This is a genomic window from Mesorhizobium sp. M0051, from assembly GCF_040323235.1.
In the GTDB taxonomy this organism is placed as follows: Bacteria; Pseudomonadota; Alphaproteobacteria; order Rhizobiales; family Rhizobiaceae; genus Mesorhizobium.
In genome coordinates, this window is the sequence record NZ_JAMYUT010000040.1 from 34,453 (window position 1) to 53,130 (window position 18,678).

General features: G+C 64.3%; 19 protein-coding genes and 1 pseudogene. 9 read left to right on the plus strand and 11 right to left on the minus strand.

Going from position 1 to position 18,678, the window contains the following annotated elements:
- Positions 1 to 3: 3 nt before the first annotated feature.
- From NKJ90_RS29620 to NKJ90_RS29660, 9 genes are read right to left on the minus strand one after another with little or no spacing between them, the layout of a single operon-like run.
- Positions 4 to 756 (minus strand): PulJ/GspJ family protein, encoded by a 753-nt coding sequence (locus NKJ90_RS29620; protein WP_023759610.1) that lies wholly within the window; start codon positions 754 to 756, stop codon positions 4 to 6.
- Complete coding sequence (locus NKJ90_RS29625) at positions 753 to 1,112, minus strand: PulJ/GspJ family protein (protein WP_023759609.1); 360 nt, start codon at positions 1,110 to 1,112, stop codon at positions 753 to 755. The genes NKJ90_RS29620 and NKJ90_RS29625 overlap by 4 nt, the downstream gene beginning before the upstream one ends.
- Complete coding sequence (locus NKJ90_RS29630; protein ID WP_023759608.1) at positions 1,109 to 1,582, minus strand: prepilin-type N-terminal cleavage/methylation domain-containing protein; 474 nt, start codon at positions 1,580 to 1,582, stop codon at positions 1,109 to 1,111. Before NKJ90_RS29630 ends, NKJ90_RS29625 begins: the two co-directional genes overlap by 4 nt.
- Positions 1,579 to 2,796, minus strand: a complete 1,218-nt coding sequence (locus tag NKJ90_RS29635) for a type II secretion system F family protein (RefSeq protein ID WP_023759607.1) — start codon at positions 2,794 to 2,796, stop codon at positions 1,579 to 1,581. The genes NKJ90_RS29630 and NKJ90_RS29635 overlap by 4 nt, the downstream gene beginning before the upstream one ends.
- Positions 2,796 to 4,436 (minus strand): GspE/PulE family protein, encoded by a 1,641-nt coding sequence (locus NKJ90_RS29640; protein WP_023759606.1) that lies wholly within the window; start codon positions 4,434 to 4,436, stop codon positions 2,796 to 2,798. Before NKJ90_RS29640 ends, NKJ90_RS29635 begins: the two co-directional genes overlap by 1 nt.
- A complete protein-coding gene (locus NKJ90_RS29645; RefSeq protein WP_023759605.1) occupies positions 4,433 to 5,353 on the minus strand; it encodes a hypothetical protein in 921 nt (306 codons plus the stop codon). Before NKJ90_RS29645 ends, NKJ90_RS29640 begins: the two co-directional genes overlap by 4 nt.
- Positions 5,350 to 5,916 carry a hypothetical protein gene (locus NKJ90_RS29650; protein WP_023759604.1) on the minus strand — a complete coding sequence of 189 codons (567 nt, stop codon included), beginning with the start codon at positions 5,914 to 5,916 and terminating at the stop codon, positions 5,350 to 5,352. The genes NKJ90_RS29645 and NKJ90_RS29650 overlap by 4 nt, the downstream gene beginning before the upstream one ends.
- Positions 5,913 to 6,512, minus strand: coding sequence for a type II secretion system protein GspM (gene gspM, locus NKJ90_RS29655; protein WP_023759603.1), 600 nt, complete (start codon positions 6,510 to 6,512; stop codon positions 5,913 to 5,915). Before gspM ends, NKJ90_RS29650 begins: the two co-directional genes overlap by 4 nt.
- A gap of 2 nt (positions 6,513 to 6,514) precedes the next feature.
- Positions 6,515 to 7,564, minus strand: coding sequence for a PilN domain-containing protein (locus tag NKJ90_RS29660; RefSeq protein WP_023759602.1), 1,050 nt, complete (start codon positions 7,562 to 7,564; stop codon positions 6,515 to 6,517).
- Between the two features lie 576 nt (positions 7,565 to 8,140).
- Here NKJ90_RS29660 and NKJ90_RS29665 point away from each other — a divergent pair.
- Both NKJ90_RS29665 and NKJ90_RS29670 read left to right on the plus strand, forming a co-directional pair.
- Positions 8,141 to 8,743, plus strand: a complete 603-nt coding sequence (locus tag NKJ90_RS29665; protein ID WP_023759600.1) for an ANTAR domain-containing response regulator — start codon at positions 8,141 to 8,143, stop codon at positions 8,741 to 8,743.
- 2 nt (positions 8,744 to 8,745) lie between these two features.
- Complete coding sequence (locus tag NKJ90_RS29670) at positions 8,746 to 9,984, plus strand: CmpA/NrtA family ABC transporter substrate-binding protein (protein WP_031260277.1); 1,239 nt, start codon at positions 8,746 to 8,748, stop codon at positions 9,982 to 9,984.
- A 244-nt stretch (positions 9,985 to 10,228) separates the two neighbouring features.
- Here NKJ90_RS29670 and NKJ90_RS29675 read toward each other — a convergent pair whose 3' ends face one another.
- Positions 10,229 to 10,357 (minus strand): hypothetical protein, encoded by a 129-nt coding sequence (locus tag NKJ90_RS29675; RefSeq protein ID WP_023759598.1) that lies wholly within the window; start codon positions 10,355 to 10,357, stop codon positions 10,229 to 10,231.
- Positions 10,358 to 10,380: 23 nt separating this feature from the next.
- Here NKJ90_RS29675 and NKJ90_RS29680 point away from each other — a divergent pair, with 23 nt between their 5' ends.
- The 3 genes from NKJ90_RS29680 (at position 10,381) to NKJ90_RS29690 (ending at position 13,485) form a co-directional block, all read left to right on the plus strand.
- Positions 10,381 to 11,658: a CmpA/NrtA family ABC transporter substrate-binding protein gene (locus NKJ90_RS29680; protein ID WP_352487466.1), complete on the plus strand. Its 1,278-nt coding sequence runs from the start codon at positions 10,381 to 10,383 to the stop codon at positions 11,656 to 11,658.
- Between the two features lie 127 nt (positions 11,659 to 11,785).
- The gene (gene ntrB / locus NKJ90_RS29685; RefSeq protein WP_023759596.1) at positions 11,786 to 12,676 is read left to right on the plus strand and encodes a nitrate ABC transporter permease; all 891 of its coding nucleotides are present in this window, start codon (positions 11,786 to 11,788) and stop codon (positions 12,674 to 12,676) included.
- A gap of 11 nt (positions 12,677 to 12,687) precedes the next feature.
- The gene (locus NKJ90_RS29690; RefSeq protein ID WP_023759595.1) at positions 12,688 to 13,485 is read left to right on the plus strand and encodes an ABC transporter ATP-binding protein; all 798 of its coding nucleotides are present in this window, start codon (positions 12,688 to 12,690) and stop codon (positions 13,483 to 13,485) included.
- 135 nt (positions 13,486 to 13,620) lie between these two features.
- Here NKJ90_RS29690 and NKJ90_RS29695 read toward each other — a convergent pair whose 3' ends face one another.
- Positions 13,621 to 13,959 carry a hypothetical protein gene (locus NKJ90_RS29695; protein ID WP_156938549.1) on the minus strand — a complete coding sequence of 113 codons (339 nt, stop codon included), beginning with the start codon at positions 13,957 to 13,959 and terminating at the stop codon, positions 13,621 to 13,623.
- A 164-nt stretch (positions 13,960 to 14,123) separates the two neighbouring features.
- Between NKJ90_RS29695 and NKJ90_RS29700 the strand changes: the two genes are divergently transcribed.
- The 4 genes and pseudogenes from NKJ90_RS29700 to NKJ90_RS33635 form a co-directional block, all read left to right on the plus strand.
- Positions 14,124 to 15,425, plus strand: coding sequence for an MFS transporter (locus NKJ90_RS29700; RefSeq protein WP_023759593.1), 1,302 nt, complete (start codon positions 14,124 to 14,126; stop codon positions 15,423 to 15,425).
- Positions 15,426 to 15,445: 20 nt separating this feature from the next.
- Entirely contained in the window at positions 15,446 to 17,896 is a 2,451-nt protein-coding gene (gene nirB, locus NKJ90_RS29705; RefSeq protein WP_352487467.1) for a nitrite reductase large subunit NirB, read from the plus strand.
- A gap of 211 nt (positions 17,897 to 18,107) precedes the next feature.
- Positions 18,108 to 18,437: a nitrite reductase small subunit NirD gene (gene nirD, locus NKJ90_RS29710; RefSeq protein ID WP_023759591.1), complete on the plus strand. Its 330-nt coding sequence runs from the start codon at positions 18,108 to 18,110 to the stop codon at positions 18,435 to 18,437.
- Positions 18,438 to 18,440: 3 nt separating this feature from the next.
- Positions 18,441 to 18,563: pseudogene (locus tag NKJ90_RS33635) on the plus strand (hypothetical protein); the annotation flags it as partial.
- Between the last annotated feature and the right edge of the window lie 115 nt (positions 18,564 to 18,678).

Sequence of the window (18,678 nt, forward strand, 5' to 3'; positions counted from 1 at the left end):
TCTCTATGGTCGGCGCTGTGTTTCGGGGCGCTGTGTTTCGTTCATGCCCGGCAGCTGCCGGGCATTGGCCAGATCGAGGCGAGCAAAACCGCTCGCCGAAAAGGCGGCACCATCGCGCTGAACCGACACGGTGAACCGCACTGCGGCGGGCAGGCGCCGCGGCGCATTCCAGTTCGACAACCATGATGAACCAGCCGTCGAACCGTCGAGATATTCGAATCTTATGGCGTTCACACCGCCGAGCAGCCGCACCGGCTGGCTCTGCGTCGACGCGCCGGGTCCGCTGCCGCGCCGTGTTTTCTGGACAATGGCCAGTGCACTTCCGCCAAGCGAAACTGCAATTTCGCGCAGCGCGGAGGATTTGAAGCCGATCGCCTGAACGGCGTTGAACTCGATCCGGGAACCATCGCCGTCGAGATAAAGCACCTGGTCCGGCGACGACTTCGACAAGGGCAAGGGCTCGGCATGGCTGATCGCCGTTTCCAGAAACCGCGATGCGGAATCGACCTCCATCTGGAACTCGGTCGCCTTTTCGATGCGCAGCATGGTTCGAGCCTGGCCGAGGAAGACCATCATCAGCGATGTGATCACGCCGATCAGGGCCAGCCCGACCAACACGTCGGTCAGCGCAAATCCCTCGACTGATGCCGATGGTCCCCTTGATGATCTGGCGTCGGGCAGGGGGATGCCTGAACGGCGCTCCGGCCGGCAGACGGCGCGGATTTTCGAGTGAGCGCGGGAAAACAGGCCGCTCATTGAGCACCGGGCTCCTGCACCGGCACGAAGGTTAGAAACGGCTTGCCTGGAAACGCTCCGCCCGTCTTTTCTATGAGCACAGCCGTCACCTTGGCCTTCGACATTTCTATCGTGTACGTCTTCAGGGTCCAGCCGTTTGGCGCCGTGGTTTGTGTCCGGGCTTCGTAGTCGGCCAGCATCACACGCACCGTCCTGGCGGCTTCGACCTGGCGCTTGGCCGCGGCGATGCTGCGGCTCGCCAGAACGATCGACTGGCTGGCGATGCCAAGCACAAGCGCCAGGATGGTCATGGCGACGATCATCTCCAGGATCGAAAATCCGTCTTCGGAGGTCGGTTGAGACGATGGCGCCGTCATGGCAGCGCGCGCCAGGTTGAAAGCCCGGTCAGCCAGTTGACCGCGATGCGCGCGGTCCGCCCTTTTTGCAGCAGCGAGATGTCCATGCCGGAAGCGCTGCCATCGGGAAGGAAGGTCAGGACTGTCTGCCGGTCGGCGATGACGGTCTCCTGGCCGGTGGTCACGGTCATTTTGACATCGTCCGGCAGCGTGAGCGTGTTCTGTTCGCCGAACCGGAAGGTGCGGGTGCCGAGATCGACGAGAACCTGCCTGGGCCTGGCGGCGGCGATCGCCGATGTGCGCGACAGGCGCAGCCGCATGGTGATCTCGCCGGCCAGTGTCTCCAGGTTCCTGGTGCGATAGTTGCTGACCAGCCCCGGTGCAGCGATGGCCGCGACGAGGGCCATGATCGCCAGCACGACCAGCATCTCGACCAGAGTAAATCCGGCCGTTGCGTGCGCCGGCGCGCCGGCTCTCGACGCAGCTGTCATTGCAGTGCCAGATCGTTGATGCTGAGGATCGTGGTCATCACCGAAATGACCAGGCTGCCGACGAGGAAGCCGAGCGAAATCGTCAAAGCCGGGGTCAGCAGCTTCAGCACAGTGTCGATCCGGCGCGTCAGCGTCAGCTGGAGCATTTTCGCGGCCCGATCCAGGACCACGGGAAGGGCATTCGCCTCTTCGCCGAGCGAGACCAGCGACATCGTCGCATTGTCGAAAATCCCTGCCTTGACGATCGCGCCATGCAGGCGGGCGCCGTTGGCGACGGTTTCTTCGATCGCCGCAAAGCTTGCCGCCAGCGAACTCTGCCTGGAAACATTGGCGGCCAGGCCGAGCGCCTCGGTCATCGCCACGCCATTGCCGAGCAGCAGCGCAAGCGTTTCCAGATAGCGCGCGATCACGGCATCCCTGACCAGCGCGCCGATCAGCGGGATCTTCAACAGCCAATGCGAGAGGCGTTTTCTCGCACCGGTGGATCGGGACAGAAAAAGCCAGGTAAGCAGGCCGAGGACCGCCGCCAGCGGGAAGACGAACGGATAGTCGCGGAACACCGTGCCGAATGCAGAAAGCATGGTCATGGTGAACGGCTTGGGAGCAGATGAGCCTTCGAAAATCGGTTCCAGCGCCGGTACCAGGACCGTCGCCAGAATGACCAGCGCCCCGCTCATCACCAGCAGCAGGAAGGCAGGATAGGCCAGAGCCTCGATAATTGCCGCACGGCGTTTGGCCGTTGCCTCATAGGTGTCCGCCAGCCGCTGGCATATATAGGCCATCTTGCCGCTGCGCTCGCCGCTGGCGAGCAGGGCGGCAACGTCGGAGGTGATACCCGGCAGCCCGGCAAAGGCCTCGGCGATCGGCCGGCCGCCGGTTGTGAGATCGAGCACCGATTGCAGCTGTTGACGCCGCTGACCGTTGGCCTCGCCCGAAATGACCGCATGCAGGGCGCGGTCGACGGTGAACCCGGCATTCAGAAGCACCGAAAGCTCGGAAAACAGACGGCCGAGATCGACCTTGCGGGTCAACGTCAGCGCGCTGCGCCCGGGCAGGCGAAGCTGCTGCTTGTCGCCGCTCACAGGCGCAAGGTGAAAGGAACGGCGGCCCTGCTGCGCCAGTTTGCGCGCCGCATCTTGCTTGGTCGACGCATCGAGAATGCCGGTCTCGGTGCTGCCGTCGACGAGATAGGCGCGATAGGCGAAGGCCGGCATCAGCCCCCTCCCGCGAGATCGATGACACGCCGGACTTCGTCCATCGTGGTGACCTGCGATCGGGCAAGGGCGGTTGCGTGGACCGACATCGGCACGAGGTCGTCCTCGGCGGCAATTTTCCCGATCTCCATTTCGCCGGCGCCCTGGTCAATAAGCTCGGCGATGCGCGGCGATACCTGCAGCATTTCGTAGGTCACTGTGCGCCCGCTGTAGCCGGAGCCGTTGCAGGTGCGGCAGGCCGGGCCGGTTTGGTCGGCGCCGTGGCAGGTCGGGCAGACACGGCGCAACAGCCTCTGTGCGATGACGCCCCGGATCGTCGCGCCGAGCAGATAGCCGTCGATGCCCATGTCGCGAAGCCGCGTCAGCGCGCCCGCGGCACTGTTGGTGTGAAGTGTCGAGAACACCAGATGGCCGGTGAGCGCCGCCTGGACCGCGACCTGCGCCGTCTCGCGATCGCGAATTTCACCGAGCAGGATGATGTCGGGGTCCTGCCGCAAGATCGAACGCAGGGCGGCGGCAAAGTCGAGGTCGATCGCCGGATTGACCTGCAACTGGGTGATGCCCGCCATGCGATATTCGACCGGATCCTCGACCGTGAAGATCTTGACGTCCGGCCGCGAACGCTCGGCGAGGATCGAATAGAGTGTCGTCGTCTTGCCGCTGCCGGTCGGCCCGGTGATCAGCACGATGCCGTTGGCGGCTTGCGACATGGAGCGGATCTTGCCTTGCGCGACACCGTCGAAACCCAGTTTCTCCAATTTCAATTCGACGCCGGCACGGTCAAGAATTCGAAGTACGATGGCTTCGCCGTGAATCGACGGAATGACCGAGACGCGCAGGTCGACGTCGCGGCCGCGCACGGCGATGCGCATGCGTCCATCCTGCGGCAGGCGCCGCTCGGCAATGTTGAGGCGCGACAGGATTTTGATGCGGGTGGAGATGCCGGACAGCATCGCAATCGATGCGGTATCGACGGTCGACAGCATGCCGTCATGCCGGAAGCGGATGCGGACGTGATCCTCGAGCGGCTCGATGTGGATGTCGGTGGCCCTTGCATCGACAGCCTTGTGGATGGTCTCGGCGACGAAGCGGACGATCGGCGCCTCACGGGCAAAATCCTTCAATCGTTCGAGGTCGTCGGGGCCGAAATCCAGGAATTCGCCACCGCCGCCGCCATTTGAAACGGCCTCCAGAGCCGATTGCTCGATGCGATCGATGCATTCGGTGATAGTGCGCCTCGGCAAGATGCGTAGCGCCAGTGTCCGCTCATAGTGAAAGGCAAGCGCGTCGATCATTGCCGACGAGAAGGGATCGGCGACGGCGACAACTAGCCGCTCGCCATCCATTTGCAGCGGCAGGATCGCGTTTGCACGCAGGTAGACCAACGGCACGCTTGCCAGCATTTCGGGGCTGATCTGTTCGGGAATCTCGACCGTCGGTGCCTGGAGGTAGCGGCTGAGGCTGTTGGCAAGCTCCTGCTCGCCGATCAGTCCGAGTTCGGTCATCACCGTATCGAATGGGTGTCCTGATGTTCGCGATGCTCCCAATGCGCGCTGGGCCGCGTGCGCAGTCAGCACCTTCTCGCCTTCGAGAAAGGCCAGAAACGCCTCGGTCCCCTGGGGCTGGACGGGGGCGTTCATGAGCTCCACCCCTGCAGGAGCTGTGCGGCCTCGCTGCCGAAAAGCACCTCGCAGCCGGCACTGCCGGCGCCTGCCGGCAATGTGCCGGCGTCACGCGCAGGGCTTCGCGAGACGCGCCGGAACGCCGTGTCGCTCACCGGAGATTTCTCGATGATGAACTCGGCCTGACCCGTGATGCCGGATCCGTCGCGTCTGACGGCCACGTCGACCGTGTAGGCCGATGCCTCGGCAGCCTGAACAAGCGCGGCGCTGGAACCAGTGGCAAGGGCCGCGCGAAGACGGTTCGGTGCACGATCGGCGCTGATCGTGCCGCGCTTCGAGTTGACCGTGAAGGCGGCATGGAGGGCCTGCAGGGGCACTGACGCAAGGGCAGCGAACTCCTGCAGTTCGGACACAGATTCGAACGGCGCCTGCTTGTCTTGCGGCGGCCCGACGGCGCTTCTTGGCCCGGGCTGGCCGGCAAACAGCTTGGCGTTGTCACGAAACCGGAGCGCGGCCTCGGCCAGCGCTTGCGACGCCTGCTGCTCGAAGCCAAGCGATGCGAAACCAAGCGCCAGCAAATTGTCGTCGGCGGCATTGAGATCGATCAGCCCGCCGTGATCCTGGACGCGCACATCGAAGCTGAACGCACCCGACCGGCACGCCGCCGGTGTGGAATCCAGCGCAAACGTCTTTGTCCCCGAGCCGCCGGTCAATTCGCTCGCAACAAGATTGCCCAAGCCCTCGGCAAGCAGCGACAGGCGCTCCTGTTCTACCTCGTTGTTGGCGATCATCAGCCGCGTTTTGGCCGTCACGGCGAAGGGCACGACGATTGCCGAGACGATCAGCATGAACACCAGCACGGCGACCAGCGAAAAGCCGCTACTTGGGCTTTCGTTGCCTGCGCTTGCGCCGTCGTGAGGTGTGCGGCCGCTCATAATTCCGGGACCGGGGGTGGCGGAGGGGGCGGTGGTGGTGGCGGGAGGTTCTCCCATGGCGGATAAAGCAGGATGTGGGCCACCTTGCCGTCACGCTCGAGCACGGCCTGATCCTTGTCGATCGCCGACACCTTCCAGCCATCGACGGTCTCGCCATTGCCATACCAGACAGCAGCATCGCTGCCCGCGACGCGCAGCAGCGCCTTTGCCGCTCCGCCGTTTCTGCTGATGCCCAGCAGCGATGGCGTAACGGCCGGTGCGGCTTCGGGCCGTGGAGCCGGCTGCTCGGCCGGTGCGACGGCGATTTCCACCGGCTGCGGCGGGACTGGCGGCGGCACGATTTTCCGGCGCGTCGGTGTGAACAGCGGACGCTGGAACGTCTCGCTGAAATCGCCGGCCTCAGGAAACTGCAGCGATCCCGCCGCTGATGCCAACGCGCCGTCATGCCCTTTCCCGGAGGCGACCGGCGTGATGTCCACCGGCGTGCCGTAGAGCACGACATTGACCAGGATGAGGCCCGCGATCATGGCCGCAATCGCCAGGCCGGTGACTTTCAGGGTCATGGCTTGACCCCACTGGCTGCCGATGCGCCTTGCGTTTGCAGCGGGCCGTAAAACAGGATCTCGGCAAAGATCTCGGGGTCGCCGCTGTGCCCGGCGGCCGGTCCGACATCGGTCGTGCGCACGGTGGCCTCGCGAATGAACAGCACCGGAAGCGACGTTTCGATGGCGAGAACGGCGTTGTGAATGCCCTCGAGCGGCCCCGAAAGGTTGGCCCGCAGCCCGATGAAATCGACGCCGGCTTCGCTGAGCACCGGTGCATTGCCGGCCGACAGCACGTTCACGCCATTGGCGGCGGCGATCGCGTTCAGGCGGGTCTGCAGCCCGCCGCGAATGATCGCTTCGCTCCCGCCGGTGAGAAATTCGGGATTTGCTGCCACTGCCGGACTGGCGGCGCTATCGAGGCGCTTGGCCAGTGCCGCCACGCTCTGCAACTGGCCGAGGAGCTCGCGCTTCTCCTCGATCCCGGCCTGTGCCGAGGCGACACTGTCGAGCGCCGCGAACACCACCCAGGCGAGGACGCCAGCCGATACCGCCGCGATGGCCAGCGCGATCAGGCGGCGAACCAGCGGGCTGGTGTTGAGGATGGCGAAGAGCATCGCTAGAGCGCTCCGATCTTTGCCGTAATGGTGAAGTGTTCGCCCTCCTGGCCGGGAACCTTGACCACGGGCGAGGCGAATTCGGGCGCCGAAAACAACGGCGAGGCGTCGAGCGGCTGGATCAGCTCGGCGGCGGAGGCCGAAAAGCCTGTGATGGTCAGGTCGTCGCCCTTGGCCGAAAGATCGGTCAGCCAGGTCGTGTCGGGAAGCAGGTGCGTCAGCTCGGCCCAGACACGGACCAGCGACGCCGTCGTCTTCTTTTCCTGGCGGATTCTTTCGATCTGCTCGATGCCGGCCTGGCGCTTCTGCAGCGAGGTGCGTGCCGCCTTGGCCTGCACCTGCGCATCGGCGATCTGCGCGTCCAGTTCGGCACCCGCCTGCCAGCTGCGCCAATGCGCGTGAGCAAAGGTGACCAGCATGGCTCCGGCCAGGATCGAACAGGCCGCGATCCCTATAGTTCTGCGGCTCCGGTCGCCAGCGCTCGGCGGCCAGACGGCGGCGAGGCTGAGCGGATCGGCCGGCAGCACGCTGTGCGGCTGCAACAGCGATAGGCAGCGGACCGATCCACCAGCCCGGCGGACCGCTTCGAGCACCGCAGCAAGTGTCTTCGCCTTGACGACATGGTAGAAGCAGTCCTGCTCGGCGTGCCTGGCAAAGACGACATGCACCTGCGCCGGATCGATCGGCGTCGAGGCCAGGAGGTCGAGCTCGGCCATGTCCCGAGCCTGGCGAAGCGGCAGCCGCCGCGCCGCCAGTTGCCGGGTCAGGAACAGCCCGGGCTCAATGCGGATATCGAAGGTCGGCCGCTTGCGCCGAGGCCCGCCCTGAAGAAGCGCCAGAACCTCGTCCGAAGCGGCGGTGAGCGCCAACGGGATTGATTGGAACTCCGGCGCATTGGCCTCGCGGGCGCGGATGCCGTCATCGGCCACGCTGACGATCCAGTCGCAGGTGGTGGCTTGCCTTTGTTTGGGCGCAAGCCGCGCCCGGACCCCTCGCAGCTCGTCGAGCCACCAGTCGAAAAAATCCAGAACCTGCGCGTTGAGTGTCGCCACAACCAGCCGCCCGCCAACCCGGCTGATTCTCGGCCGAGGTTTTCAAGATGAGATTACTACAAAAGCCGATTTGATGCGGATATTAGCGAAGGCGCGGTAGGCCGATTAGTCACAGCTTTTGTTGAGACCGAAGAACGACATAAAACCGCAGGCATTCCGATTTTTGGTCTTGAGCACCTCTGCTTTACTTCTCGGTCGGCCTGCCAAGCGGGTTCTCGTTCAGTCGATGGTCGAGCAACTGGTCGACTGAGAGGTATCGGAAGCCCCTTTCATTTCCCTGGTTCGGCATACAGGGTTGGAGGCATCAGGTGGAGGCGGTCCGCGTGGCGTTTGCGGCGATCCTCGGGTTCCTGACTGCCGTTTCGTCCAACAGTTCCGATTCCGGCAAGGCCGTGTCGAGGAGACTTGCGACGGCCAAGGAACTGCTCGCGCTTCGCCCGTGCGCATGACGACGGCGTTGGTGTCATAGGGCCTGCTGACTTCAGCCGCGCGGCATTAATCGCCGGTTTCAGCGAATGTCGGGATTGTTCGACCATACCGCATTGCACAATTCCTTCGCTTGGTCACAATGCAGGCATGGTCCGAACTTCTCTCGCCGTCCTGGTGATCGACGAAAACCGTATCCGCGCCGCGATCATCGAGGCGGGGCTGCGCGAGGCCGGGCATGAGCTGGTCACCGTCATCCATGACGTGAGCGGCATTGCGCGGCGGATCGCCGAGATCGAGCCTGACGTCATCGTCATCGATCTCGAAAATCCGAACCGCGACATGCTGGAAAACATGTTCCAGCTGTCGCGCGCGGTGAAGCGGCCGATCGCCATGTTCGTCGACCGTTCCGATCAGGCCTCGATCGAGGCGGCGGTCGACGCCGGCGTTTCGGCCTATGTCGTCGACGGGCTGCGGCAAGAGCGCGTGAAACCGATCCTCGACATGGCGGTGAGCCGCTTTAACGCTTTTTCGCGCATGGCGCGCGAACTGGAAGAAGTTCGCGGCGAACTCGAGAGCCGCAAGGTGATCGATCGCGCCAAGGGCATCCTGATGAAGTCGCGTGGCCTCTCCGAAGAGGCGGCCTACACGCTGCTGCGCAAGACGGCGATGAACCAGAACCGCAAGATCGGCGACATCGCCCAGAGCCTGGTGACTGCCGCCGGGCTGCTGGGACCGGCGGAGGACGAATGAGCATGGGCGCCGAGCACCAGATCACCGCCGGCTTCATGCCGCTTTTCGACAGCGCCGTGCTGGTCGCGGCCGGCGAGCTTGGCTTTGCCGCGCGCGAAGGCATCGAGCTTGCGCTGCATCGCGAGACGTCCTGGGCCAACATCCGCGACCGCATCGCCATCGGCCACTTCCATCTCGCGCATATGCTGGGACCGATGCCGCTCGCCTGCAATCTCGGGCTGACGCCGCTCGCTTCGGAGACCATCGTGCCGTTTTCGCTCGGGCTCGGCGGCAATTGCGTCACCATCTCCAACGCCGTCTGGGCCGGCATGGCGGCGCATGGCGCCGAACCCGATCTCGACCCGGCGCGTGCCGGTGCGGCACTTGGCGCGCTCATCCGCGAGCGTGCCGTGGCCGGTTACGACCCGTTGCGCTTCGCGGTTGTGCATCCGCATTCCGGGCACAATTACGAACTGCGCTACTGGCTCGCCGCCTGCGACATCGATCCAGAGCGGCAGATCGAGATCGTCATCGTGCCGCCGCCCTTCATGGCCGACGCGCTGGCCGCTGGGCGGATCGACGGCTATTGCGTCGGCGAACCCTGGAACAGCGCCTCGGTGGCTGCCGGCACGGGCCATATCGTCACCGTCAAGGCGCAGATATGGCGCAACAGCCCGGAGAAGGTGATCGGCGTGCGCAAGGCCTGGGCGGACGAGAATCCTGCGGCATTGGCGGCACTGCTGCGCGCGCTGCATCACTCGGCGCGCTGGTGCCAGGATCCGGCCAACCACGGTGAATTGGCCGCGGTGATGGCGCAGGCCGGTTTTCTCGGCCTGCCGCCGGCGGTCCAGATGCCGATCCTGACCGGTCATCTCCAATTGGGCGGCGGGGCCGATCGGACCATCGACGACTTCTTCCTGCCCTTCGACAAGGCGGCGAATTTTCCCTGGAAGAGCCATGCGCTGTGGTTCTACACGCAGATGGTGCGTTGGGGGCATGTGGCGCACACGCCGGAAAATCTCGCCATCGCCCGTGACTGCTACCGGCCCGATCTCTATCGTTCGGCGCTGAAGCCGCTTGGCGTAGCACTTCCCGGCGCCAATTCGAAGGTCGAGGGCGCGCTGAGAGTGGCAACCGCGGTCGGCGCGACAGGGGCCGGCCTGGTGCTCGGCCCGGACGGTTTCTTCGACGGCCAGATATTCGATCCCCTTGAGATCGACGCCTACATTGCCGGCCAGAAGTCGGCTCACACTAACGACTGATCATTTCCGCGCCACTCTTGTGCATTGCACAAAAGTTGTGCGTGCACCAGCGCTAATGAACAATCTTTGGCTTGCTCGCCCGGCGGGCCGGCGCGCCGACGATTGTGGCATCTCATTGATATCATTGATATTTGTCATCCATTCCGAAACTGGCATGGTTCCTGCTTTGTAATAAGCAGACTCTTCTCGGGGTCACGGAACAGGCGTCCAATGGCGGGCGCTACAGGCAAAGCTGCCGCTCAGGTCAACACGCGATCCCGGATGGACGGACGCGCGCGGCCTGGCCGGCGGCTTTCTTGTTTTGATCGAACACGCAATCGACGGCGCTGATCCCAAGCAGTGCCCAACGGGAGACGATGATGACGAAACGCATCAAGACTGAAGCCTCTCGAGGGAATGACTCGCCGCAATTTCCTGATGGCAAGTGCTGCCACCGCGGCAACCCTGGCGGCCGCGCGTGCGCTGCTGCCCTCCGGCGCCCATGCCGCAACTGCCGCTCCGGAAGTCACAGGCGCCAAGCTCGGCTTCATCGCGCTGACCGATGCGGCTCCGCTGATGATCGCCAAGGAGAAAGGGTTGTTCGCCAAGTTCGGCATGCCCGATGTCGAGGTGCTCAAACAGGCCTCCTGGGGCGCGACACGTGACAATCTGATGCTCGGCGGCGCGGCCAACGGCATCGACGGCGCTCACATCCTGACGCCGCTGCCTTATCTCATGCACACCGGCAAGGTGACGCAGAACAACCAGCCGATGCCGATGGCGATCGTGGCGCGGCTCAACTACGACTGCCAGGGCATTTCGGTCGCCCAGGAATATGCCGGCACCGGTGTCGGCCTCGATGCCTCGAAGCTGAAGGACGCCTTCGCCGCCAAAAAGGCGGCCGGCAAAGAAATCAAGGCCGCCATGACCTTCCCGGGCGGCACGCATGATTTGTGGCTGCGCTACTGGCTCGCCGCCGGCGGCATCGATCCCGACAAGGACGTCTCGACCATCGTCGTGCCGCCGCCGCAGATGGTGGCCAACATGAAGGTCGGCAACATGGACGTGTTCTGTGTCGGCGAGCCATGGAACGAGCAACTCGTCCACCAGGGCGTCGGCTTCACCGCTGCCACGACAGGCGAATTGTGGAAGGGGCATCCGGAAAAGGCGCTCGGCCTGCGCGCCGAATTCATCGAGAAGTACCCGAACGCCACCAAGGCGATCCTGATGGCCGTGATGGAAGCCCAGCAATGGTGCGAGGCCAGCGAGAACAAGGACGAGATGGCCGCCATCATCGGCAAGCGGCAATGGATGAACGTGCCCGTCGCCGATATCATCGGCCGCCTCAAGGGCGACATCAACTACGGCAACGGCCGCGTCGCCAACGGCACCGATCTCTACATGAAGTTCTGGAAAGGCGGCGTCTCCTATCCGTTCAAGAGCCACGATACGTGGTTCCTCGCCGAGAACATCCGCTGGGGCAAATTCGCGCCGTCCACCGATCTCAAGGCGCTGGTCGACCAGGTCAACCGCGAGGATCTGTGGCGCGAGGCGGCCAAGGACCTTGGCGTCGCGGCAGCCGACATCCCGGCGTCGTCGTCGCGCGGCGTCGAGACCTTCTTCGACGGCAAGATCTTCGATCCGGCCAACCCGTCCGCCTATCTCGACAGCCTGAAGATCAAGGCCTCGGCTTGACCGCCGCAAACGGCGCAGTGCGCCGTTTGTCGACCCCAAGCGCAGCGGCGCCGCTTGCGCCGTTGCCGCACGCAAGCGGCGCTCGCGCCGTTTGTCGCAAATCCCGACCACGGAGTTTTTCCCGGACATGTCGATCCAGACTATCGAGGACACAAAGGTGAAGGCGTTCCCCGCGAAACCGGCGGCGGTGATCGCTTTCACCGCCAAGACGCGGCGCCGCTTCGATCTGCTCGCCATCGCTGGCAAGCTGGCCAGGGCGCTGGTGCCGCCGGCCATCGTCATTGCCATCATGCTGGTCGTCTGGCAGATCGCCTGCTCGTCGCCGACATCAAGCCTGCCGCCGCCGAGTCAGGTGTGGAACGAGGCCTATGATTTGATCGCGCATCCGTTCTTCGACAATGGCCCGCAGGATATCGGGCTCGCCTGGCGCGTACTGATCTCGCTGCAGCGCGTTGCCATCGGCTTTGGCCTGGCGGCGATCGTCGGCGTGGCGCTCGGCGCGCTGGTCGGCCAGTCGATCTGGGCGATGCGCGGTCTCGACCCGGTGTTCCAGATCCTGCGTACCGTGCCGCCGCTGGCGTGGCTGCCGCTGTCGCTGGCCGCGTTTCGCGATTCCAGCCCGTCGGCGATCTTCGTCATCTTCATCACCTCGATCTGGCCGATCATCATCAACACCGCCGTCGGCGTACGCAACATCCCCGAGGATTACCGCAACGTCTCGCGCATCCTGCGGCTCAACCAGTTCGAGTTCTTCGTGAAAATCATGGTGCCGGCCGCCGCGCCCTACATCTTCACCGGCTTGAGGATCGGCATCGGCCTGTCCTGGCTCGCCATCGTCGCCGCCGAAATGCTGACCGGCGGCGTCGGCATCGGCTTCTTCATCTGGGACGCGTGGAACTCGTCGCGGCTGCCCGACATCATCGTCGCGCTCGCCTATATCGGCGTCACCGGTTTCTGCCTCGACCGTTTGGTCGCTGCGGTCGGCGCCTTCGTCACCCGTGGCACAACGGCAAAGTGAGGGGAGGGGCGATGACGGCCTATCTGAAACTCGACCATATCGACAAATCCTTCGCCCGCGGCATCCAGGTCAGCGAGGTGCTGAAAGACATCCGGCTGACCATAGACAAGGGCGAATTCGTCTCCATCATCGGCCATTCCGGCTGCGGCAAGTCGACCCTGCTGAACCTGATCGCCGGGCTGACCAAGGTGTCCGCCGGCGCCGTGCTGCTCGAGGACAAGGAGGTCGACAGCCCCGGACCCGAACGCGCGGTCGTGTTCCAGAACCACTCGCTGCTGCCGTGGCTGACCGTCTACGAAAACATCAACCTCGCCGTGTCGAAGGTCTTCGGTCGCTCGAAGAGCAGGGCCGAGCGGCATGACTGGATCATGCGCAATCTCGATCTCGTGCAGATGGCGCATGCCAAGGACAAGCGCCCGGCGGAAATCTCCGGCGGCATGAAGCAGCGCGTCGGCATTGCCCGGGCGCTGGCCATGGAGCCGAAGATCCTGCTGCTCGACGAGCCGTTCGGCGCACTGGATGCGCTCACGCGCGCCCATCTGCAGGACGCGGTGATGGACATCCATTCCAGGCTCGGCTCGACGACGATCATGATCACCCATGATGTCGACGAGGCGGTGCTGCTCTCCGACCGCATCGTCATGATGACCAACGGCCCGGCGGCGACCATTGGAGAGGTGCTTGCCGTGCCGCTGGCCAGGCCGCGCCGCCGCGTCGAACTCTCTTCCGACCGCACCTTCCTGCGCTGCCGCGAGGCGGTGCTGAAGTTCCTCTACGAACGCCACCGCTTCGTCGAAGCAGCGGAGTAAGGCCGTGACCGAAAAACAATCTGCACCGGCAATGGGCAGCATACCGCATTGCACAAATATTATGCTGCTGTGCAAGGCATTCTGACTAATCTTTGATCCGCTGCCGGGCTTGGTCAAAAGTCGTGCGGCTGCGGTTCACATTGATTTCATTCGATAATTCAGAGCGCTGTCGAATTGGCACGCTTCCTGCTTATCAGAATGTAGGTCCGCAAGGGCCAAGTGACACGGCGTCCAATGGCGGGCGCCACAAGCAAAGCTGCTGCTCAGGCCAATACGCGATCCCGGATAAACGGACGCGGCGGCCTGGCCGGCAGCTTTTTTGTTTTGACCGAACACGCGATCGACGGCGCTGGTCACAAGCGGCGCCCAACCGGAGACGATGATGACGAAACGGATCGGAACTGGCGCTTCCCTCGCGGACTTCGCGCGCCGCGATTTTCTGGCCAGCAGCGCGCTGACGGCGGCGCTGTTCACCGCTGCGCTCCTCCTCTTTCCCGCAGGCGCCAAGACTGACGGCAAGGGCCTTAGTGTGACCGCGCAGAGGTCGGTTTCAACCAGTTCGCCGATGCCGCGCCGCTGACAGCCGTGAACGAACAGACAAGGGCGGTGCCTCCCACGCCGCAAACCGGAGCCTGATAATGACCGCAAATCTCCCAGCCGCGCCGAGCCAGGACAATGCTTCCCGGCAGGCGCTCATGATGTCCACCATCGCCTTCACCGTCTGCTTCGCGGTGTGGACGATCTTTTCAATCATCGGCATCCGCATAAAGACGGAGCTTGGGCTGAACGAGACGGAGTTCGGCCTGCTCGTCGGCACACCAATTCTCACCGGCTCGCTCGTACGCATGCTGCTCGGCATCTGGACGGACCGCTTTGGCGGGCGGCTGGTCTACACCGCGACCATGCTTGCTGCGGCGGTCGCGACCTTCCTGCTGGCTTTTGCGCACACCTATGTGCAAATGCTGATCGCCGCGCTCGGCGTCGGGCTGGCCGGCGGCTCCTTCGCCGTCGGTGTCGCCTATGTTTCGCGCTTCTTCCCTGCCGGCAAGCAAGGTACGGCGCTCGGCATTTTCGGTGTCGGTAATGTCGGGGCCGCGGTCACCAAGTTCCTGGCGCCGTTCGTGTTTCTGTCCTGGGGATGGCAGTCGGTCGCGCTGATCTGGGCGGCCGCGCTGGTCGTCATGGCCGTCGTTTTCTGGTTCACGACGGGCGACGACCCGGTCATACGTGAGCGCCGCGCCGGCAAGGCGGCACCGGCGAGAAAGTTCTGGGAGGAATTCGCGCCGCTGAAGAACGTGCAGGTCTGGCGCTTCGCCTTCTACTACTTCTTCGCCTTTGGCGGGTTCGTGGCACTGTCGCTGTGGTTGCCGCGCTACTTGATCGGCGTCTACGGCTTCGGCATCGCGACCGCCGGCATGATCGGCGCAGCCTATTCGATCCCGGCGAGTGTCTTCCGCGCCTATGGCGGCGTGCTTTCCGATCGGATCGGCGCTCGCACCGTGCTCTATTGGACCTTCGCGGTGTCGTCCGTCGCCGCGTTGATCCTGTCGCTGCCGCCCACGGATTATATCGTGCACGGCATTACCGGGCCGATCGCCTTCCACTTCGCCATCGGGCCGCTGGCTTTCATAGCCGTCGCAAGCGTGCTCGGCTTCTTCATGAGCCTCGGCAAGGCTGCCGTCTACAAGCACATACCGGCCTACTATCCAGGCAGCGTTGGCGCAGTCGGCGGCGTTGTCGGCATGATCGGCGGGCTCGGCGGTTTCGTCCTGCCGATTGCCTTCGGCGCGCTCAACGACCTCACGGGCGTCTGGTCGAGCTGCTTCATGCTGCTCTTTGTCATCGTCGTCGCTTGCTTTGCCTGGATGCAGTTCAGTATTCGGCGGATGGAGCGTGCGGCATCTGCCGAAGCCCCAGCCCTTTCATACGCGGCTGAGTGAGACCGGAGCGGATCAGGAATATGACCGAAAAACTCGTCATCATCGGCAACGGCATGGCCCCTGGGCGCATGCTTGAGCATCTCCTGGAAAAGGCCCCGGGCCGCTACCAGGTCACCATCTTCAACGCCGAGCCGCGCGTCAATTACGACCGCATCATGCTGTCGCCGGTTCTCTCCGGTGAAAAGGCCTATGAGGAAATCATCATCCACGGCGATGGCTGGTACATCGCCAACAACATCACCCTCTACAAGGGCCACAAGATCGTTGCCATCGACCGGGAGGCCAAGACCATCACGTCCGATCATGGCGTTACCGAGCCCTACGACAAGCTCGTCATCGCCACCGGCTCGGTGCCGTTCATCATCCCGGTGCCCGGCCACAATCTGCCGGGCGTGCTGACCTATCGCGATCTGGATGACGTCCGGGCGATGATGCTTGCCGCCCAGTCGCGGGCCAAGGCCGTGGTCATCGGCGGCGGCCTGCTCGGCCTGGAGGCGGCAGCCGGGCTGAATGCGCAAGGCATGGACGTCACCGTGCTGCATGTCATGCCGACATTGATGGAGCGTCAGCTCGATCCGGCTGCCGGCTACCTCTTGCAGCGCGCAGTCGAGCAGCGAGGCATCAAGGTCATCACCAAGGCCAACACCCAGGCGATCACCGGAAACGGCAAAGTCGAGCAGGTGGAACTTGCCGACGGCACCATCATTCCGGCGACGCTGGTGGTCATGGCGGTTGGCATCCGACCGAACGCCGCAATCGCCAAGGAAGCCGGCATCGCCGTCAATCGCGGCATCGTCGTCGATGCGGGCATGCGCAGCAACGACCCCGATATTTACGCGCTCGGCGAATGCGCCGAGGTCAACGGTCAGGTTTATGGGCTGGTCGCGCCGCTCTACGAAATGGCGCGCGTGACAGCCAGCCAGCTCGCCGGCGACGAGGCCGCGGCTTTCATCCATTCGGACACGCCGACCAAGCTCAAGGTCACCGGCATCGAATTGTTCTCGCTCGGCGATTTCGCCGAGGGCGATGACCGCCAGGAGATCGTGCTGCGCGATGCCTCCGCCGGCGTCTACAAGCGTCTGGTGCTCAAGGACGACCGTATCATCGGCACCGTACTCTATGGCGAGACGGCCGACGGCGCCTGGTTCAACGATCTGAAAAAGAAGCAGACCGATATTTCAGAGATGCGCGATACGCTCATCTTCGGCCAGTCCTACCAGGGGGGTGCCCCGCTGGACCCTATGGCGGCCGTTGCAGCCTTGCCGGATGATGCGGAAATCTGCGGCTGCAACGGCGTTTGCAAGGGAAAGATCACGGGCGCGATCACGGCCAAGGGCCTGACCTCGCTCGACGACGTGCGCGCGCACACCAAGGCATCGGCCTCGTGCGGCTCCTGCACCGGGCTGGTCGAGAAGCTGATGGTGCTGACCATCGGCGACAAATACAATCCGGCGGCGGTGCAGCCGATGTGCGGCTGCACGACGCTCGGCCATGACGAGGTGCGCCGGCTGATCAAGGCCAAGAGCCTGAAGACCATTCCGGCGGTCATGCAGGAATTGGAATGGACGACCTCTTGCGGCTGCGCCAAATGCCGGCCGGCGCTCAACTATTATCTCGTCTGCGACTGGCCGGACGACTATGCCGACGACTACCAGTCACGCTTCATCAACGAGCGCGTCCACGCCAACATCCAGAAGGACGGCACCTATTCGGTGGTACCGCGCATGTGGGGGGGTGTCACAAACGCCGCCGAACTGCGCGCCATTGCCGACGTCGTGGACAAGTTCGAGATCCCGATGGTCAAGGTCACCGGCGGCCAACGCATCGACATGCTCGGCATCCGCAAGGAGGATCTGCCGGCCGTGTGGGCGGATCTCGGCCAGGCCGGCTTCGTCTCCGGTCATGCCTACGCCAAGGGCCTGCGCACCGTGAAGACCTGTGTCGGCTCCGACTGGTGCCGCTTCGGCACGCAGGATTCGACTGGGTTTGGCGTCCGCATCGAAAAATTCATGTGGGGCTCGTGGACCCCGGCCAAGGTCAAGATGGCGGTGTCGGGCTGTCCGCGCAACTGCGCCGAGGCGACCTGCAAGGATGTCGGCGTCATCTGCGTCGACAGTGGCTACGAGATCCATTTTGCCGGGGCTGCCGGCCTCGACATCAAGGGCACCGAAGTGCTCGGACTGGTCAAGACCGAGGACGAGGCGCTGGAGCATATCGTTGCGCTGACGCAGATGTACCGCGAGCAGGGCCGCTATCTCGAGCGCATCTACAAATGGGCCAAGCGCGTCGGCATCCCCGAGATCAAGCGCCAGATCATGGACGATGGGGAGAAGCGCAAGGCCTATTACGACCGCTTCGTCTTCAGCCAGAAATTCGCCCAGGTCGATCCATGGTCGGAACGCGTGTCCGGCAAGGACAAGCACGAATTCCGGCCGATGGCCTCGGTCGGCTTTGCGCAGGCGGCGGAGTGATGGAGATGTCTGCGGGAGCCGCCCCCCTCTGGCCTGCCGGCCATCTCCCCCTCAAGGGGGGAGATCATCCTTCATCAAAGGTTCCGCCAATCTCCAACGCTGCAAGATGGGCGACAAAATCAACGCTGCCAATCTCCCCACTTGAGGGGGAGATGTCCTGCAGGACAGAGGGGGGTGCCTTGGCGCATTCACATCAAGCAAAGGCAGCTCAATGAACTGGGTATCGATAGGCTCCATCTCCGACATTCCGCGCCGCGGCGCCCGCTGCGTCGCCACGCCCGAGGGGAAAATCGCTGTCTTTCGCACCGCCGACGATCAGGTCTACGCCATCGACGACCATTGCCCGCACAAGGGCGGACCGCTCAGCCAGGGCATCGTGCATGGCACGGCCGTGACCTGTCCCTTGCACAATTGGGTGATTTCGCTGGAGACGGGCAAGGCGCTCGGCGCTGACGAGGGCGCGGTGCGGACCATTCCGGTACGGGTCGAAGGCGAGCATCTGTTCATCGCGCTGGAAGCGCTGGCGAGCCGCGCGGCCTGACACATGGAAATTGAAGAAGCGCGCGAGGTGAGGACCACCTGCCCCTATTGCGGGGTGGGCTGCGGCGTGCTGGCGAAGGTCGCCGCGGGCCGGGCTGGGGGGCGGCCCCGCGGCCCCCAAACATTCTATTTTCCCCCGCGGGGGCGGGCCCCCCCCCCCCTCCTTTTGGGGGGGGGGTGGGGGGTGCGGGGGGTGGCGGCCCGCGGGGCGGGCTTCGCGCCCGCCCCCCGGCTACCCCAAC

What these genes read in the sequence shown, in the direction of transcription:
- NKJ90_RS29690 (WP_023759595.1), top strand. Translation starts at nt 12,688, where the DNA reads ATGACGGCCTATCTGAAACTCGACCATATCGACAAATCCTTCGCCCGC.
- nirB (WP_352487467.1), top strand. Translation starts at nt 15,446, where the DNA reads ATGACCGAAAAACTCGTCATCATCGGCAACGGCATGGCCCCTGGGCGC.
- nirD (WP_023759591.1), top strand. Translation starts at nt 18,108, where the DNA reads ATGAACTGGGTATCGATAGGCTCCATCTCCGACATTCCGCGCCGCGGC.
- ntrB (WP_023759596.1), top strand. Translation starts at nt 11,786, where the DNA reads ATGTCGATCCAGACTATCGAGGACACAAAGGTGAAGGCGTTCCCCGCG.
- gspM (WP_023759603.1), bottom strand. Translation starts at nt 6,512, where the DNA reads ATGCTCTTCGCCATCCTCAACACCAGCCCGCTGGTTCGCCGCCTGATC.
- NKJ90_RS29670 (WP_031260277.1), top strand. Translation starts at nt 8,746, where the DNA reads ATGGGCGCCGAGCACCAGATCACCGCCGGCTTCATGCCGCTTTTCGAC.
- NKJ90_RS29700 (WP_023759593.1), top strand. Translation starts at nt 14,124, where the DNA reads ATGACCGCAAATCTCCCAGCCGCGCCGAGCCAGGACAATGCTTCCCGG.
- NKJ90_RS29625 (WP_023759609.1), bottom strand. Translation starts at nt 1,112, where the DNA reads ATGACGGCGCCATCGTCTCAACCGACCTCCGAAGACGGATTTTCGATC.
- NKJ90_RS29630 (WP_023759608.1), bottom strand. Translation starts at nt 1,582, where the DNA reads ATGACAGCTGCGTCGAGAGCCGGCGCGCCGGCGCACGCAACGGCCGGA.
- NKJ90_RS29650 (WP_023759604.1), bottom strand. Translation starts at nt 5,916, where the DNA reads ATGACCCTGAAAGTCACCGGCCTGGCGATTGCGGCCATGATCGCGGGC.
- NKJ90_RS29620 (WP_023759610.1), bottom strand. Translation starts at nt 756, where the DNA reads ATGAGCGGCCTGTTTTCCCGCGCTCACTCGAAAATCCGCGCCGTCTGC.
- NKJ90_RS29675 (WP_023759598.1), bottom strand. Translation starts at nt 10,357, where the DNA reads ATGCGTTTCGTCATCATCGTCTCCCGTTGGGCACTGCTTGGGATCAGC.
- NKJ90_RS29640 (WP_023759606.1), bottom strand. Translation starts at nt 4,436, where the DNA reads ATGAACGCCCCCGTCCAGCCCCAGGGGACCGAGGCGTTTCTGGCCTTT.
- NKJ90_RS29680 (WP_352487466.1), top strand. Translation starts at nt 10,381, where the DNA reads ATGACTCGCCGCAATTTCCTGATGGCAAGTGCTGCCACCGCGGCAACC.
- NKJ90_RS29635 (WP_023759607.1), bottom strand. Translation starts at nt 2,796, where the DNA reads ATGCCGGCCTTCGCCTATCGCGCCTATCTCGTCGACGGCAGCACCGAG.
- NKJ90_RS29665 (WP_023759600.1), top strand. Translation starts at nt 8,141, where the DNA reads ATGGTCCGAACTTCTCTCGCCGTCCTGGTGATCGACGAAAACCGTATC.
- NKJ90_RS29645 (WP_023759605.1), bottom strand. Translation starts at nt 5,353, where the DNA reads ATGAGCGGCCGCACACCTCACGACGGCGCAAGCGCAGGCAACGAAAGC.